Here is a 16,122-nt window from a genome sequence, read left to right as displayed (position 1 = left end):
GTTCGGTTCAATGTCTTCAATGGTGAGTCCGGGGCCCGTAGGGTGTCAACCCTGTGGATAACCGACGCGATCGGGGCGGGATGGATTCGGACGACGACAGGGAGGCCCGCGGCGGGGACGGACCCGTGACCGCCGTCGAGGCGCCCGCGGTGCCGGGCGGAATGGCCGGGCTCTCGTTTCCGTACCAGATCGTCGCCGCTGTGGCGCTCGCCGCCTTCGGGGTGCTCGCCTGCGTGCAGCTGGCCATGGTCTTCCTGTACGTCGCTCCCTCCAACACGCTGACCAAGCAGCACGGCGCCGCGGTGGACGAGTGGGTGTACCCCGAGTTCGAACAGAACTGGAAGCTCTTCGCACCCAACCCGCTGCAGCAGAACGTGGCCGTTCAGGCGCGCACCGAGACAGCCGGCCCCGGAGGCCCCCGCACCTCGGCCTGGCGGGACCTCTCCGCCGAGGACGGCCGGGCGATACGCGGCAGTCTGCTGCCCAGCCACGTCCAGCAGAACGAACTGCGCCGGGCCTGGGACTTCTACGTCGGATCGCACGACGACAAGAACCGGGCCAACGGCCTGCGCGGCACCCTTTCCGAGAAGTACGTCCGCCGCCTCGTGATGCTGCGTCTCGGCGGCCAGGACGACGGCGGGACCATCCTGAGGATCCAGGTCAGGTCCGAGGTACGGGCCGTCGCGGCGCCCGAGTGGAGCGACGAGAAGATCAGCACCGGCCCGTCCTACCGCGTCCTGCCCTGGTGGAAGGTCACCGCCGACGACCTGCCCGAGGAGGCCGGACAGTGAGCACGCCCCACCCGGCCCGCGGCCTCGCCGGCTCCATCCAGCGCGTCACGGCCTCGGCCCTCGGCCCCTACCAGAGCGCCGTCATCCGTATCGGCTTCTCGGCCACCTTCCTGCTGTTCCTGCTCCGTGAGCTGCCCCACCGGCACGAGATGTACGGTCCGGACGCGCCCTGGCACTGGGACCTGGCGCGGCAGCTGATATCCGGGAACCAGGCGTTCACGACCCTCATGTGGTCGGACAGCACGATCTGGTTCGAGACTGTTTACGCGCTGGCGCTGCTCTCGTCCCTCCTGCTGATGCTCGGCTGGCACACCCGCGCCGCGTCCGTGGTCTTCATGGCCGGAGTGCTCTCGCTGCAGAACCGCAGCATCTTCATGGGCGACGGCGGCGACAACGTCATCCACCTGATGGCCATCTACCTGGTGCTGACCCGCTGCGGGCAGGTCTGGTCGCTGGACGCCCGGCGGGCGAGGCGCCGCGAAGCCGCGGCGCGCGCCGGCCAGGAGGCCGGCGGGCGGCTGGTCCCCGGGGAACCGGCGGGGATCGTGCTGTGGGTGGTGCTCGGGGCCGTTCTGGTGGGGGCCGCGGTGGCGGGCGGCCTGGGCGGCACCGTGTGGCTGCCGCTCCTCCTGTGGTGCCTGTGGATCGGCCAGGGCGCCTGGTGGGCCGTGAACCGGTACGCGCCGCGCAACGAGTTCCGTACCCTCCTCGACGTCATCGCCAACCTCGCCCACAACGCCACTCTCGTCGTGATCATGGCCGAGGTCTGCCTGATCTACGCGACGGCCGGCTGGTACAAGATCCAGGGCTCGCGCTGGCAGGACGGGACCGCGCTGTACTACCCGCTCAAGCTGGAGTACTTCACGCCGTGGCCCGCCCTGTCGGACCTCCTGGCGTCCAGCGGCGTCATGGTCATGGTGCTGTCGTACGCCACGGTCATCGTGCAGGTGGCTTTCCCGTTCACCCTCTTCAACCGGCGCGTGAAGAACGTCCTGCTCGGCGCGATGATCTGTGAGCACGCGGGGATCGCGCTCCTGCTGGGGCTGCCGTTCTTCTCGATGGCCATGATCGCCGCAGACGCCGTCTTCCTGCCGACAGCCTTTCTGGTGTGGCTCGGCCGGCGGGTGACCACCGGGCGTGAGCGGTTGTTCCGGCGACGGCTGGGGCGAGTGCCGGCGCCGCGTGCCGCCGCCGACGGCCCGGAGGCACCGGAGCCCGGCGGCGACGGGAGCCATACCCTCGTCGGGTGAGCAGTGAGACCGGCAGCACCGGTGAGACCAGCGGCAGCGGCGCGCCCGTGGGCGATGAGCCCGCGCAGTACGACGAGGGGTTCGGAGCGGAGATCGGTGTCGGGCCGCATCCGCTGCCCTGGCCCGAGGGCGAGCGGTACGACCCCGAGCTGCTGGCCGGCGGCGACCGGCGGAATGTGGGCGATCAGTACCGGTACTGGAGCCGTGAGGCGATCGTCGCCGACCTCGACCTGCGGCGCCACGATTTCCACGTGGCCGTGGAGAACTGGGGCCACGACTTCAACATCGGGTCCGTCGTGCGGACCGCGAACGCCTTCCTGGCCAAGGAGGTGCACATCGTCGGGCGGCGGCGCTGGAACCGGCGCGGGGCGATGGTCACCGACCGCTACCAGCATGTCCGGCACCACCCCGACACCGCGAGTTTGACCGCCTGGGCGGCGGCCGAGGGCCTGCCGATCATCGGGATCGACAACCTGCCGGGGGCGGTGCCACTGGAGCGGACGGTCCTGCCCCGGCGGTGTGTCCTCCTGTTCGGGCAGGAGGGGCCCGGGTTGACGGAGGAGGCCCGGCGGTGTGCGGAGAGGGTGTGCTCCATCGCGCAGTTCGGGTCCACGCGGTCGATCAATGCGGGGGCGGCGGCGGCGATTGCCATGCATGCGTGGGTGGCGCGGTATGCGGTGATTCCTGGGTGAGGTGGGGGTGCGGGCGGGGCGGGTGCGCCTTGCGGCGGGCCCTTTCCCTTGCCCGCCCCTTCCCGTAACCGGGGCTCCGCCCCGGACCCCGCGCCTCAAACGCCGGCGAGGCTGGGATGCACGGCGGTGAGGGTGGGAGGGACCCGGGGCGGATGGGATGCACGGCGGGGCGGCTTCAGTTCTGGCGGCGTACTTCGATCGTGCGGAAGCGGTTGGAGACGAAGGCTCCGTCGCAGAGGGCCGCGTTGGCCGCGGGGTTGCCGCCCGAGCCGTGGTAGTCGGAGAAGGCTGCCGTCTGGTTGACGTACACGCCGCCGGTGAGGTTCAGGGAGAGCTGGGCGGACTCGTCCAGGCAGACGTCCTCCACAGCGCGCTCCACCTCCGGGGACGTCGTGTACGCACCGACCGTCATCGCGCCCTTCTCGCGGATCGTGCGGCGCAGCAGCTCCAGGGCGTCCGCCGTCGAGTCGACCGCGACCGCGAAGGAGACCGGGCCGAAGCATTCCGAGAGGTAGGGGGCCTCGCCGTCCGTCTTGGCGGCGTCGAGCTTGACGATCACGGGGGTGCGGACGGTGGCGTCGGGGAAGTCCGGGTTGGCCACCTCGCGGGACGGGAGGGCGACCTCGCCCAGGTCGGCCGCCGACTCCAGGCGGGCCTTCACCTCCGGGTTGACCAGGGCACCCAGCAGGCCGTTGGCCCTGGCGTCGTCGCCCAGGAGACCGGTCACGGCGGCGGCGATGTCGCCGACCACGTCGTCGTACGACTTGTCGCCGGCGTCCGTGGTGATGCCGGAGCGCGGGATGAGCACGTTCTGCGGGGTGGTGCACATCTGGCCGCTGTACAGCGAGAACGAGAACGCCAGGTTGGCGAGCATGCCGCGGTAGTCGTCCGTGGAGTCCACGACGACCGTGTTGACCCCGGCCTTCTCCGTGTAGACCTGGGCCTGGCGGGCGTGGGTCTCCAGCCAGTCGCCGAACTCCGTGGAGCCCGTGTAGTCGATGATCTTGACCTCGGGGCGGACCGCCAGCGTCTTGGCGATCCCCTCGCCCGGACGCTCGGCGGCCAGGGCGACGAGGTTGGGGTCGAAGCCGGCCTCGGCGAGCACCTCGCGCGCCAGCCGGACCGTGAGGGCCAGCGGGAGGACCGCGCGGGGGTGGGGCTTGACCAGGACCGGGTTGCCCGTGGCGAGGGAGGCGAAGAGGCCCGGGTAGCCGTTCCACGTGGGGAAGGTGTTGCAGCCGATGAGCAGCGAGATTCCGCGGCCCGCCGGGATGAACGTCTTGTGCAGCGCGAGTGGATCGCGCTTGCCCTGCGGCTTCGACCAGTCGGCCGTCCGGGGCGCGCGGAGCTGCTCCTCGTAGGCGTAGGCGACGGCTTCGAGGCCGCGGTCCTGGGCGTGCGGGCCACCGGCCTGGAACGCCATCATGAACGCCTGGCCGCTGGTGTGCATCACGGCGTGGGCGAACTCATGGGTCCGGTCGCTGATCCGCGCCAGGATCTCCAGACAGACCAGGGCCCTGGTCTCCGGGCCCGCCTCGCGCCAGGCCGGCATGCCCGCGCGCATGGCCGGGAGCAGCACGTCCAGGTCCGCGTGCGGGTACTCGACGCCGAGCTCGGGGCCGTACGGCGAGACCTCTCCGCCCGTCCAGCCGTCGGTGCCCGGCTGCCCCAGGTCGAGCCGGCTGCGGAGCACGGCGTCGAAGGCGGCCTTGCCCTCGGCGGCGCCGAGGCTGCCGGGAGCGCCGCCCTCTCCGTACGCCTTCGGGTGTTCGGGGTGCGGGGACCAGTAGTCACGCGTGCGGATCGCTTCGAGGGCCCTGTCCAGCGTGGGGCGGTGCTTCTCGGACAGCAGGTGCGGGGAGAGCTCGGCGGCCATGACGGACCAACTCCTCATCGAGCTGGGCAGGGACGGGCGGACAGAGTTAGAGTAACCGAACGATCGGTCGGGACAAGGGGGCCCGCGAAACCTGTGGACAACTCGTAGGGGAGGATCGCGGACATGACCACGGCCAAGCGGGACACGTACACGCCGGAGACTCTGCTGACCGTCGCCGTCCGTGTGTTCAACGAGCGCGGCTACGACGGCACGTCCATGGAGCACCTGTCCAAGGCGGCCGGAATCTCCAAGTCGTCCATCTACCACCATGTCGCGGGCAAGGAAGAGCTGCTGCGCCGAGCGGTCAGCCGGGCTCTCGACGGGCTGTTCGAGATTCTTGACGAATCGGGGGCGACGCGGGGCCGCGCCGTCGAGCGGGTCGAGTACGTCACTCGTCGTACCGTCGAGGTGCTGATAGCCGAACTGCCCTACGTCACGCTGCTGCTGCGGGTGCGGGGCAACACGAAGACCGAGCGCTGGGCCCTGGAGCGGCGGCGCGAGTTCGACCAGCGGGTCGCCGAACTGCTGAAGGCGGCCGTCGCGGACGGTGATCTCCGCTCCGACGTGGACATACGGCTCGCGACGCGGCTGCTGTTCGGAATGGTGAACTCGCTCGTGGAGTGGTACCGGCCGCTGCCCGACGGAGGCGCGGACGGGGACCGCCTCGCCGACACGGTGGTGCGGCTGGCCTTCGGCGGCATGAAGGCCGGTCCGGAACGCCGTTGACTACGGCATGGGCCCGGACGACCATCGCGCCCATGACCGCTGCGCTCCGGGTGCCCGGACTTCTCTGTGCCGCCGCCGCACTGTTCCTCACGGCCTCGCTGGCCGGTTGTTCGTCGGACGGCGGGGAGGACGGCAAGGGCGACGGCGGCGGGGGCGTATCGGCCGGGAAGCCGGACGATTTCGGCTGTCTGACGCCGGAGGAGGCCAAGCGGGCGTCGATCACCTTTCCGAGCGAGGACGGCTCCGAAACCGGTGCGTACGCGCCGCGCGGAGGCTCGGGCGCCGGGATCGTGCTCGCGCACCAGTCCGACGGCACGGCCTGCCAGTGGAAGGACAAGGCCGACGAGCTGAGCAGGGCCGGCTACCGCGTGCTCGCGGTCAACTCGACCGGGCCGGAGGTCGCCGAGATCATCGGCGCCGCCGGTTACCTGCGGGACGAGGGTGCCAAGAAGCTCCTGCTCATGGGCGCCTCCAAGGGCGGTACCGCGGTGCTCGCCGCGGCGCCCCGGCTGAACCCGCAGCCCGACGCGGTCGTCGCGCTCTCCGCCCCGGAGCAGTACTCCAACATGAACGCCGTGGGGGCCGTGCCCAAGCTGACCTCGCCCGTGCTGTACATGGTCGGAGAGCTGGACGGCGACTTCGGCGCCGGGGTGAAGGAGATGAACAGGAAGAGCGTGAGGTCGCCGGAGCACAAGCTGGTCTACGTGCGGGACGAGAGTGCTCACGGGGTGGCGCTGCTCTATGACGACACGCGCTGGGCCACCGTGCGCGACTTCCTCGCGAAGTACGGGTCCTGACCTGCCCGTACCCGCTCAGGCGAGCTCCGTGGGGCGGTCCGGGCCCGGGGCCAGGTCCGTTTCCTCGAACACCAGCAGCGTCCGCGTGGAGAGCACTTCCGGGATGGCCTGGATGCGGGTCAGCACCAGCTCGCGCAGCGTCCGGTTGTCCGGCGTGTGCACCAGGAGCAGAACGTCGAAGTCGCCGCTGACCAGCGCGATGTGGGTGGCGCCCGGCAGCGCTTGGAGCTGTTCGCGGACGGTCCGCCAGGAATTCTGAACGATCTTGAGCGTGATGTACGCGGAGGCGCCCTGCCCCGCCCGCTCGTGGTTCACGCGTGCGCCGAAGCCCCGGATCACGCCGTCCTCGATAAGCCGGTTGATCCGGGCGTAGGCGTTCGCGCGCGATACGTGGACGCGGTCGGCAACCGACCGTATCGAGGCGCGTCCGTCCGTCTGGAGCAGTCGCAGGATGGCGTGGTCGATGGAATCGAGCGGGCGCGCCGGGGGAACCTGGCCCGGCCCCTCGGCCCCGTCGGCCATTTGTTCAGCTGGCATGTTCCCGCGCCTCCCCGTCCTGGACGACCTGCCCCCATCCCAGGCTGTGGAAAACCGTTTGTCCACAGGCTGGCGGTGCCTGTAGCCAAAATGCGCTCGCGACCGAACAATCGGTAGGTGAGGCGCGCCACACCTGTGCCTCACATCGTTTTCGATATATCACCATATGTCGACACCCCTCGATGCTCGGAGGTGCCTGTCATGACGGTCCAAGAGCTGCCCGGTGCGGCCGCCTACCGGCCCACGCCGCCCCCGGCCTGGAAGCCGCTGACCGATCCCGCCCCGCTGCTTCCGGACCCCGAGCCGTACCGGGTCCTCGGTACGGACGCGGTGGCCGACGCCGACCCCGAGCTGCTGCTGCGGCTCTACGCGGAGCTGGTGCGCGGGCGGCGGTACAACGCCCAGGCGACGGCCCTGACGAAGCAGGGCCGGCTGGCGGTCTACCCGTCGAGCACGGGCCAGGAGGCGTGCGAGGTCGCCGCGGCCCTGGTCCTGGAGGAGCGGGACTGGCTCTTTCCCAGCTACCGCGACACGCTCGCGGCGGTGGCCCGGGGCCTCGACCCGGTCGAGGCGCTGACGCTGTTGCGGGGCGACCGGCACACCGGCTACGACCCGCGCGCGCACCGCGTCGCCCCGTTGTGCACCCCGCTCGCCACTCAGTTGCCGCACGCCGTGGGGCTGGCGCACGCGGCGCGCCTGAAGGGCGACGACGTGGTCGCGCTGGCGATGGTCGGCGACGGCGGCACCAGCGAGGGCGATTTCCACGAGGCGCTGAACTTCGCGGCGGTCTGGCGGGCGCCGGTGGTCTTCCTCGTGCAGAACAACGGCTTCGCCATCTCCGTACCCCTGGCCAAGCAGACGGCGGCGCCGTCCCTGGCCCACAAGGCCGTGGGGTACGGCATGCCCGGCCGGCTGGTCGACGGCAACGACGCGGCGGCCGTGCACCAGGTGCTCTCCGAGGCGGTCGCCCGGGCCAGGAGCGGCGGCGGTCCGACGCTGGTCGAGGCGGTCACGTACCGCATGGACGCCCATACGAACGCCGACGACGCGACCCGCTACCGCGTCGACAGCGAGGTCGAGGCGTGGCGGGACCACGATCCCGTCCAGCTCATGGAGCGCGAGCTGACCGGGCGCGGCCTGCTCGACGACGAAGGGGTGGAAGCGGCACGGGCGGCCGCCGAGCGGATGGCCGCGGCGCTGCGGGAGCGGATGAACGCGGACCCGGAGCTCGACCCGATGGACCTCTTCACCCATGTGTACGCGGAGCAGACGGCGCAGTTGCGGGAGCAGGCGGCCCGGCTGCGGCAGGAGCTGGCCGCGGAGAACGACCAGCACGGCACGGAAGACGGGGGAGCGGCGCGATGACCACGGCAGCGGTGACGGCCGGGGAGCGGACGGCGAAGGCCAAGCCCGCCACCATGGCGCAGGCGCTGGGGCGCGCCCTGCGCGACTCGATGGCCGAGGACCCCGCGGTGCACGTCCTCGGGGAGGACGTCGGGACGCTCGGCGGGGTCTTCCGGATCACCGACGGCCTGGCGAAGGAGTTCGGCGACGAGCGCTGTACGGACACCCCGCTCGCCGAGGCGGGCATCCTCGGGGCGGCGGTCGGCATGGCGATGTACGGGCTGCGGCCCGTGGTCGAGATGCAGTTCGACGCGTTCGCGTATCCGGCGTTCGAGCAGCTCATCAGCCATGTCGCCAAGATGCGGAACCGGACGGGGGGCGCGATGCCGCTTCCGATCACCGTCCGGGTGCCCTACGGCGGCGGTATCGGAGGCGTCGAGCACCACAGTGACTCCTCGGAGGCGTACTACATGGCGACCCCCGGTCTCCATGTCGTCACCCCGGCCACGGTCGAGGACGCGTACGGGCTGCTCCGGGCCTCGATCGCCTCGGACGACCCGGTGGTCTTCCTGGAGCCGAAGCGGCTGTACTGGTCGAAGGCGGACTGGTCGCCGGAGCACCCCACGGCCGTGGAGCCCATCGGCCGGGCCGTCGTGCGCCGCCCGGGCCGCAGCGCGACCCTGATCACGTACGGGCCGTCCCTGCCCGTCTGCATGGAGGCCGCGCAGGCGGCGGTCGAGGAGGGCTGGGACCTCGAAGTGGTCGACCTGCGCTCGCTGGTGCCGTTCGACGACGAGACCGTCGCCGCCTCGGTCCGGCGCACCGGGCGCGCGGTCGTCGTCCACGAGTCCACCGGCTTCGGCGGACCCGGCGGCGAGATCGCGGCCCGGATCACCGAGCAGTGCTTCCACCACCTGGAGGCGCCGGTGCTGCGGGTCGCCGGATTCGACATCCCCTACCCGCCGCCCATGCAGGAGCGGCACCACCTTCCCGGTGTGGACCGGGTGCTCGACGCCGTCGCGCGGCTCCAGTGGGAGGCGGACAACTGATGCCTCAGGTTCTTGAATTCAGGCTTCCGGATCTCGGGGAGGGGCTGACCGAGGCCGAGATCGTGCGCTGGCTGGTGGAGGTCGGGGACGTCGTCGCCATCGACCAGCCGGTGGTCGAGGTCGAGACGGCCAAGGCGATGGTGGAGGTGCCCTGCCCGTACGGGGGTGTGGTGACCGCCCGCTTCGGCGACGAGGGCACCGAACTCCCGGTGGGCGCACCGTTGCTGACCGTGGCTGTCGGGTCGCCCGTGGGATCCGCCGGGGACGGTGCGGACGCGGATTCCGGGGCAGAGGATTCCGGGTCCGGGAACGTGCTGGTGGGCTACGGGACGGGGGCGCCGCCGGTGCGGCGCCGACGGGTCCGGCCGGAGGGGCTGAAGGCGGCGGTCGCCGTGCCCGTGGCGTCCGTCGAGGTCGTGGCCCCCGTGCCCGAGCCCGCGCCGGGGCCGGTCGCGGTCGTGTCGCCGCTGGTCCGCAGGCTCGCGCGGCAGCACGGCCTGGATCTGCGCGGGCTCGCCGGGTCGGGGCCCGACGGGCTGATCCTGCGCGCCGACGTCGAGTCCGCGATCCGGTCGGCCGCCGAGGCGCCCGCTCCGGAGGCCACCGCGTCCTCCGCGCCTGCCGGTGAGCGGGTCGCGCTGCGAGGGGTACGGGGAGCGGTCGCCGACAAGCTGGCCCGCAGCCGGCGGGAGATCCCCGACGCCACCTGCTGGGTCGACGCCGATGCGACCGAGCTGATGGCCGCCCGCGCCGCGATGAACGGTGCCGCCGGGGCCGGTGCGCCCAAGGTGTCGGTGCTCGCGCTTCTCGCACGCATCTGCACGGCGGCCCTGGCCCGCTACCCGGAGCTGAACTCCACGGTGGACCAGGAGGCGCGCGAGATCGTCCGGCTGCCGCAGGTCCACCTCGGCTTCGCGGCGCAGACCGACCGGGGCCTGGTCGTTCCCGTCGTACGGGACGCCCACGCCCGCACCACGGAGTCGATCGGTGCCGAGATCGCCCGGCTGACCGAGGCGGCCAGAACGGGCTCGCTGACACCGGCCGAGCTGACCGGCGGCACGTTCACGCTCAACAACTACGGGGTCTTCGGGGTCGACGGCTCGACGCCGATCATCAACCACCCCGAGGCCGCGATGCTGGGCGTCGGCCGGATCGTCCCCAAGCCGTGGGTGTACGAAGGCGAGCTCGCCGTGCGCCAGGTCGTCCAGCTGTCCCTGACGTTCGATCACCGGGTCTGCGACGGCGGCACCGCCGGGGGCTTCCTGCGGTACGTGGCGGACTGCGTGGAGCGGCCGGTGCTGCTGCTGCGGAGCGTGTAGGGGGCCGGAGGGGCCCTCTTGCCGATGCGGACCGGCCGCCCGGAGGGGCGATCGGGCCCGCATACTCGGGGCATGACCGCCTACGACGCCATCGTTCTCGCCGGAGGGGCCGCCGAGCGGCTGGGCGGTGCCGACAAGCCCGCCGTGCGGGTGGGCGGTCGTCCGCTCCTCGACCGGGTCCTCGCGGCCTGCCCCGACGCCGGGACCACCGTGGTGGTGGGGGACCGGCGGCCCACCGCGCGTGCGGTCACCTGGGCGCGCGAAGTACCGCCCGGTGGAGGACCGTTGGCCGCGCTGGGCGCCGGGGTCCGGCACACCTCGGCGGAGCGGGTGCTCGTGCTCTCCGCCGATCTGCCGTTCCTGGGCGCCGATACGGTCGCGGCACTGGTGGCCGCCTCGGGGCGGGAGGGCGTCGAGGGCGCCCTGTGCTGCGACCAGGACGGGCGCGACCAGCCGCTCGTCGCCGTGTACCGGGGCGAGCCGCTCCGCCGCGAACTCGCCCTCCTCGCCGCCGAGCACGGGGGCCTGGGCGGGCTGCCGCTGCGGCTGCTCACGCGGGAGCTGACGCTGGGCCGGGTGGCGGCGGACCCCCTCGCCTCGTTCGACTGCGACACCTGGGAGGACATCGCTTCGGCCCGGGCCCGGATCAGAGAACATGGGACGGTGCTGGACGAATGGATCACCGCAGTCAAGGAAGAACTCGGCATCGACCTCGACGTCGACACCGGCCGCCTGCTCGACCTCGCCCGTGACGCCGCCCATGGCGTCGCCCGGCCCGCCGCGCCGCTGACGACCTTCCTGGTCGGCTACGCGGCGGGGAAGGCGGCCGGCGACGGCGGAGGGCCCGAGGCAGTGGCGGAGGCCGCCCGCAAGGCGGCCGCGCTCGCGCTCCGGTGGGCGGACGAGAACGAGACACCGTGACCCGGCGCGTGGGCGCCGGAGGCGCCGGTGCTCCCGGAGGCGCCGGTGCTCCGGAAGACCCCTGTGGCGTCGGGTGCTCCGAGCGGGCCGGGAGCCCCGGGGAGCTCGCGGGTTCCGGCGACCCCGGCAAGGACGCCGCTCGCGCGGACGAGGAACGGGCCGGGGGCGAACCTCGCGCCGGGGCCGTCCCCCGCGCCGGGGCCGCCGTCCGTGCCGCCACGGAAGCGCGCGCCGCCGCCGAGGCGGAGACGCGGGCAGACGAGGAGCGGGCCGACGAGACGCGGGCAGACGAGGAGCGGGCAGGCGACGAGACGCGGGCAGACGAGGAGCGGGCAGGCGACGAGACGCGGGCCGACCAGGCGCGGGCCGACGACGAGACGCGGGCCGACCAGGAGCGGGCCGACGACGAGGAGCGGGCCGTCGCCCAGGCCCTGGCACTCGTGAGCCGACAGACGCACCGCCCGGTGGAGGCGCCGGCCGACAGTCACGCCGGGCCGCCGGGCGACCAGCCCTCCCCCGTGGCGGGTGACTGGTTCACCAGCCTCCACAACGACTGGCCGGACGCGCCGGACGCGCCGGACGCGCCGGACGCCCCCGCCGCCCCCGTCGCGGCGTCGTCGGGCCCTCGCCTCGGTGGCGATCCGCTGGGCGGCGCCGATCCCACGCGCCGGCCGGGAAACCGTGGCGCCGACGGGTCCGACAGGTCCGACGGGTCCGACGGCTTCCCCGGTGGGGACCGGCCGGGCTCCCCCGCCGGCGCGGCCCGGCGCGGCCACGTCTCCTGGCGCGCGGCCCGGGCCGTCGCCTCGCGGGCCGGGCGGCGCGGTGCCGTGCGTACCGAGTGGCTCGGGCTCGGCGCGGCGCTGGGGCGGGTCCTGGGGGAGGCGCTGGTCGCACTCACCGATCTGCCGTCCTTCGACACCTCGGCCATGGACGGGTGGGCCGTTGCCGGACCGGGGCCTTGGCGCATCCGGGACGGCGGCGGCATCCTCGCCGGGCACGGCGCGCCCGCCCCGCTGACCGACGGGGCGGCCGTGCGCATCGCCACCGGCGCCCGTATCCCCGCCGAGGCCACCGCCGTCATCCGCAGCGAGCACGCGCACGCCGACGAGGCGAAGGGCGTCCTGTACGCGCAGCGGTCCGTGAGTCAGGGGCAGGACATCCGGCCGCGCGGCCAGGAGTGCCGGTCGGGGGAGACCCTGCTTCCGGCCGGCACGGTCGTCACGCCCGCCGTGCTCGGACTGGCCGCGGCCGCCGGGTACGACGAGCTGCCTCTCCGCGCCCGTCCGCGCGTCGATGTCCTGGTGCTGGGTGATGAACTGCTGACCGCCGGGCTGCCGCACGACGGGCTGATCCGCGATGCGCTGGGCCCCATGATCGGCCCCTGGGTGCACGCACTGGGCGCCCAGGTCACGCCACCGCGGCGCCTCGGCGACGACGCGGAGGCCCTGTGGAAGGCGCTCACCGGTTCCGAGGCCGACCTGATCATCACGACCGGCGGGACCGCCGCCGGGCCCGTCGACCACGTCCACCGCGTCCTCGACCGGGTCGGGGCCGAGCTCCTGGTCGACGGTGTCGCGGTGCGGCCCGGCCATCCGATGCTGCTGGCCCGGCTCTCCTCGGACGGGCCCTGGCTCGTCGGGCTGCCCGGCAATCCCCTGGCCGCCGTCTCCGGACTGCTCACCCTGGCCGGGCCGCTCCTCGGCGGACTGGCCGGCCGCACCCCCGACGACGCCTACCGGGTGTCCGTACGCGACGATGTGCACGGGCATCCCCATGACACCCGGCTGGTGCCCGTGGTCCACCGGGCGGCCGGAGAACCCGGAACCGCGGGCGGGGCAGAGCACGTCGTACCACTGCACTACAACGGTCCCGCCATGCTGCGTGGGATCGCCGCCGCAGACGGGCTGGCCGTCGTGGAGCCGGGCGGGGTACGGTCCGGCACCGAGGTGGAGATCCTCGATCTACCGTGGGCCTCGGCGACGCCGTGGACTGAAGGGTGTTTCACGTGAAACTTCCCGGCCAAGACGCGATGGCCAGGCGGGCGGACGAACAAGTCGTTCCCACCCGCGTGATGCTCCCGCGCCGGGTCGTGGACGGGCCGGCGCGGCAGGTGGCCAAGCGGCTGATGATGGCTCTGATGGTGCTGGCCATCACGGTGTTCATCGTCTGGATCGACCGGGACGGCTACCACGACGCGGCCGACGGCAAGGTCGACCTGCTGGACGCGGTGTACTACGCGACGGTCACCCTCTCCACCACCGGGTACGGCGACATCACCCCGTACAGCGACGGGGCCCGTCTCATCAATGTGGTGCTCGTGACACCGCTGCGCGTGCTCTTCCTCATCATCCTGGTCGGCACCACCCTCGAGGTCCTCACGGAGCGGACCCGGGAAGACTTCCGGCTGAAGCGTTGGAGAACCAACTTGCGTGACCATACTGTCGTCGTCGGGTTCGGCACGAAGGGCCGCTCGGCCATCCAGACCCTGTGCGCGACCGGGCTGAGCAAGGAACAGATCGTCATCGTGGATCCGGCGTCCAAGGTGATCGAGGTCGCCAACGCCGAGGGCTTCACGGGTGTCGTCGGGGACGCCACGCGCAGCGATGTGCTGCTGCGGGCCGAACTCCAGAAGGCCCGTCAGGTCATCATCGCCACCCAGCGCGACGACACCGCGGTGCTGGTCGCGCTGACCGCCCGCCAGCTCAACCGGAGCGCCAAGATCGTGGCCGCGGTCCGCGAGGAGGAGAACGCCCCGCTGCTGCGGCAGTCCGGTGCGGACGCCGTCATCACCAGTGCCAGTGCGGCGGGCCGACTGCTCGGCCTCTCCGTGCTCAGCCCCAGCGCGGGCACGGTCATGGAGGACCTCATCCAGCAGGGCAGCGGTCTCGACCTGGTCGAACGGCCGGTGATAAAGAGCGAGGTCGGCAAGAACGTGCGGGAGACCGACGACCTCGTCGTCAACGTGCTGCGAGGCCATCGGCTCCTCGGCTACGACGATCCGGCGGCGAGCCCCCTGCAGCTGACGGACCGCCTGATCACCATCGTCCGCGCCTCGAACGAGCCGCCCGTCACTCCGCCGCACCAGGGCATGCCGCGTTCCTGAGACCGCCCCGCCCACGGAGTAGCCTCGCGGCCATGCATGCGATCACGATCCCCGAACCCGGTGGCCCCGAGGCGCTCGTGTGGGCCGAGGTGCCCGATCCCGTCCCCGGCGAGGGCGAGGTCCTCGTCGATGTCGTGGCGAGCGCGGTCAACCGGGCCGATGTGCTCCAGCGGCAGGGCTTCTACGACCCGCCGCCGGGAGCGTCCCCCTACCCCGGCCTGGAGTGCTCGGGCCGGATCTCCGCCCTCGGGCCCGGAGTCACCGGCTGGGCCGTCGGCGACGAGGTGTGCGCGCTCCTCGCGGGCGGCGGTTACGCGGAGAAGGTCGCCGTTCCGGTGGGCCAGCTCCTCCCCGTGCCCAAGGGCCTGGACATCGTGCGGGCCGCGGCGCTGCCCGAGGTGACGGCCACGGTCTGGTCCAACGTGTTCTTGGTGGCCCACCTCCGGCCCGCCGAGACCCTGCTGGTGCACGGCGGGTCCAGCGGCATCGGCACGATGGCGATCCAGCTCGCCAAGGCCGTCGGCGCACGGGTCGCCGTGACGGCCGGAACCCCCGACAAGCTGGCGCGCTGCGCGGAGCTGGGCGCGGATGTCCTGATCAATTACCGCGAGCAGGACTTCGTGGAGGAGATCCGAGAGGTGACGGCCGGGGCGGGCGCGGACGTCATTCTCGACAACATGGGCGCGAAGTACCTCGACCGGAACGTGCAGGCACTCGCCGTCAACGGCCGGCTCGCCATCATCGGGCTCCAGGGCGGCGCCAAGGGCGAACTGAACCTCGGCATGCTGCTCAACAAGCGGGCGGCCGTATCGGCGACCTCGCTGCGTGTGCGCCCGCTCGCGGAGAAGGCCGCGATCGTCGCGGCGGTCCGCGAGCACGTCTGGCCGCTCATCGAGGAAGGCGTAGTGAAGCCGGTGGTCGACCGTACGGTGCCGATGCCGGACGCGGCGGAGGGCCACCGTGTCATGGAGTCCAGTACCCACATCGGCAAGGTGCTGCTCCAGCCGCCGACGGCCGCCTGAACGCACGCACGCGTACGAGAGGGGCCCGGCACACCGCTGTGTGCCGGGCCCCTCATGCATGGTCGGTTACAGGTACGGCCCCGAGCGGACCGGTCCGTGCGGGTCGATTCCGCCGTCCTCCTCCGGGCCGCTGCCGGGCGGCAGGGCGCGGCGCATCTGCTCCAGCTGGGCGCGGGCCGCCATCTGCTGGGCGAACAGCGCGGTCTGGATGCCGTGGAACAGCCCCTCCAGCCAGCCCACCAGCTGGGCCTGGGCGATCCGCAGCTCCGCTTCGGAGGGGACCGAGTCCTCGGTGAACGGCAGGGACAGCCGCTCCAGCTCCTCCACCAGCTCCGGCGCGAGGCCGTCCTCCAGCTCCTTGACGGAACCGGCGTGGATCTCCTTGAGGCGCACCCGGCTCGCCTCGTCCAGAGGAGCGGCCCTGACCTCCTCCAGGAGCTGCTTGATCATGCTGCCGATCCGCATGACCTTCGCGGGCTGCTCGACCATCTCCGTCACCGGGACCTCCCGCGACTCGTCGTCAGTGCCACCGCCGCCGATCGCCATTCCGTCCTGCCCCACTACGAGGACCTGGGGGTGCTCCTGCGACCGTTCATTCCTCGGCATCTCCATGCCGCCATTGTCTCGCACACACGGTGTTCAACACTGTGGTGCCCCCGGAAACGGTTGATCCACCGCCCCGGGGGCACCGA

Annotated in this window: 15 protein-coding genes; 12 read left to right on the top strand and 3 right to left on the bottom strand. The window is 72.5% G+C overall.

Translation table 11 applies throughout. From position 1 onward, the window contains the following. The first annotated feature begins 80 nt into the window (after nt 1–80). From ACLQ2N_RS14915 to ACLQ2N_RS14905, 3 genes are read left to right on the top strand one after another with little or no spacing between them, the layout of a single operon-like run. Nucleotides 81–791, top strand: a complete 711-nt coding sequence (locus tag ACLQ2N_RS14915; RefSeq protein WP_425812961.1) for a DUF5819 family protein — start codon at nt 81–83, stop codon at nt 789–791. Continuing rightward, on the top strand, nt 788–2,041 hold the full coding sequence (locus ACLQ2N_RS14910; RefSeq protein ID WP_425812959.1) for an HTTM domain-containing protein: 1,254 nt from the start codon (nt 788–790) through the stop codon (nt 2,039–2,041). The genes ACLQ2N_RS14915 and ACLQ2N_RS14910 overlap by 4 nt, the downstream gene beginning before the upstream one ends. Further along, complete coding sequence (locus tag ACLQ2N_RS14905) at nt 2,038–2,733, top strand: TrmH family RNA methyltransferase (protein ID WP_425812957.1); 696 nt, start codon at nt 2,038–2,040, stop codon at nt 2,731–2,733. Before ACLQ2N_RS14910 ends, ACLQ2N_RS14905 begins: the two co-directional genes overlap by 4 nt. Before the next feature lie 175 nt (nt 2,734–2,908). On the opposite strand, the gene paaN is transcribed toward ACLQ2N_RS14905, so the two are convergent. Beyond that, nucleotides 2,909–4,609 (bottom strand): phenylacetic acid degradation protein PaaN, encoded by a 1,701-nt coding sequence (gene paaN / locus ACLQ2N_RS14900; RefSeq protein ID WP_425812955.1) that lies wholly within the window; start codon nt 4,607–4,609, stop codon nt 2,909–2,911. Nucleotides 4,610–4,732: 123 nt separating this feature from the next. Between paaN and ACLQ2N_RS14895 the strand changes: the two genes are divergently transcribed. Continuing rightward, entirely contained in the window at nt 4,733–5,335 is a 603-nt protein-coding gene (locus tag ACLQ2N_RS14895) for a TetR/AcrR family transcriptional regulator (protein WP_425812953.1), read from the top strand. Between the two features lie 32 nt (nt 5,336–5,367). Beyond that, nucleotides 5,368–6,132 carry an alpha/beta hydrolase family protein gene (locus tag ACLQ2N_RS14890; RefSeq protein WP_425812951.1) on the top strand — a complete coding sequence of 255 codons (765 nt, stop codon included), beginning with the start codon at nt 5,368–5,370 and terminating at the stop codon, nt 6,130–6,132. 15 nt (nt 6,133–6,147) lie between these two features. On the opposite strand, the gene ACLQ2N_RS14885 is transcribed toward ACLQ2N_RS14890, so the two are convergent. Next, nucleotides 6,148–6,654, bottom strand: a complete 507-nt coding sequence (locus tag ACLQ2N_RS14885) for an Lrp/AsnC family transcriptional regulator (RefSeq protein WP_425813232.1) — start codon at nt 6,652–6,654, stop codon at nt 6,148–6,150. A 216-nt stretch (nt 6,655–6,870) separates the two neighbouring features. Between ACLQ2N_RS14885 and pdhA the strand changes: the two genes are divergently transcribed. The 7 genes from pdhA (at nt 6,871) to ACLQ2N_RS14850 (ending at nt 15,430) form a co-directional block, all read left to right on the top strand. After that, nucleotides 6,871–8,034, top strand: coding sequence for a pyruvate dehydrogenase (acetyl-transferring) E1 component subunit alpha (pdhA, locus tag ACLQ2N_RS14880; protein ID WP_425812949.1), 1,164 nt, complete (start codon nt 6,871–6,873; stop codon nt 8,032–8,034). Next, entirely contained in the window at nt 8,031–9,062 is a 1,032-nt protein-coding gene (locus ACLQ2N_RS14875; RefSeq protein ID WP_425812947.1) for an alpha-ketoacid dehydrogenase subunit beta, read from the top strand. Before pdhA ends, ACLQ2N_RS14875 begins: the two co-directional genes overlap by 4 nt. Beyond that, a complete protein-coding gene (locus ACLQ2N_RS14870; RefSeq protein ID WP_425812945.1) occupies nt 9,062–10,381 on the top strand; it encodes a dihydrolipoamide acetyltransferase family protein in 1,320 nt (439 codons plus the stop codon). Before ACLQ2N_RS14875 ends, ACLQ2N_RS14870 begins: the two co-directional genes overlap by 1 nt. A 72-nt stretch (nt 10,382–10,453) precedes the next feature. After that, nucleotides 10,454–11,302 (top strand): NTP transferase domain-containing protein, encoded by an 849-nt coding sequence (locus tag ACLQ2N_RS14865; RefSeq protein WP_425812943.1) that lies wholly within the window; start codon nt 10,454–10,456, stop codon nt 11,300–11,302. Beyond that, nucleotides 11,299–13,314, top strand: coding sequence for a molybdopterin-binding protein (locus ACLQ2N_RS14860; protein ID WP_425812941.1), 2,016 nt, complete (start codon nt 11,299–11,301; stop codon nt 13,312–13,314). Before ACLQ2N_RS14865 ends, ACLQ2N_RS14860 begins: the two co-directional genes overlap by 4 nt. A gap of 20 nt (nt 13,315–13,334) precedes the next feature. Then, the gene (locus ACLQ2N_RS14855; RefSeq protein WP_425813230.1) at nt 13,335–14,408 is read left to right on the top strand and encodes a potassium channel family protein; all 1,074 of its coding nucleotides are present in this window, start codon (nt 13,335–13,337) and stop codon (nt 14,406–14,408) included. 32 nt (nt 14,409–14,440) lie between these two features. Further along, entirely contained in the window at nt 14,441–15,430 is a 990-nt protein-coding gene (locus tag ACLQ2N_RS14850) for an NAD(P)H-quinone oxidoreductase (protein ID WP_425812939.1), read from the top strand. A gap of 66 nt (nt 15,431–15,496) precedes the next feature. Here ACLQ2N_RS14850 and ACLQ2N_RS14845 read toward each other — a convergent pair whose 3' ends face one another. Further along, nucleotides 15,497–16,042, bottom strand: a complete 546-nt coding sequence (locus ACLQ2N_RS14845; protein WP_073966598.1) for a bacterial proteasome activator family protein — start codon at nt 16,040–16,042, stop codon at nt 15,497–15,499. Nucleotides 16,043–16,122: the final 80 nt, after the last annotated feature.

Origin of the sequence: Streptomyces sp. DT224 (assembly GCF_049844595.1) — a bacterium.
Classification (GTDB): domain Bacteria; phylum Actinomycetota; class Actinomycetes; order Streptomycetales; family Streptomycetaceae; genus Streptomyces.
This window is presented reverse-complemented; position numbering and strand designations above follow the sequence as displayed.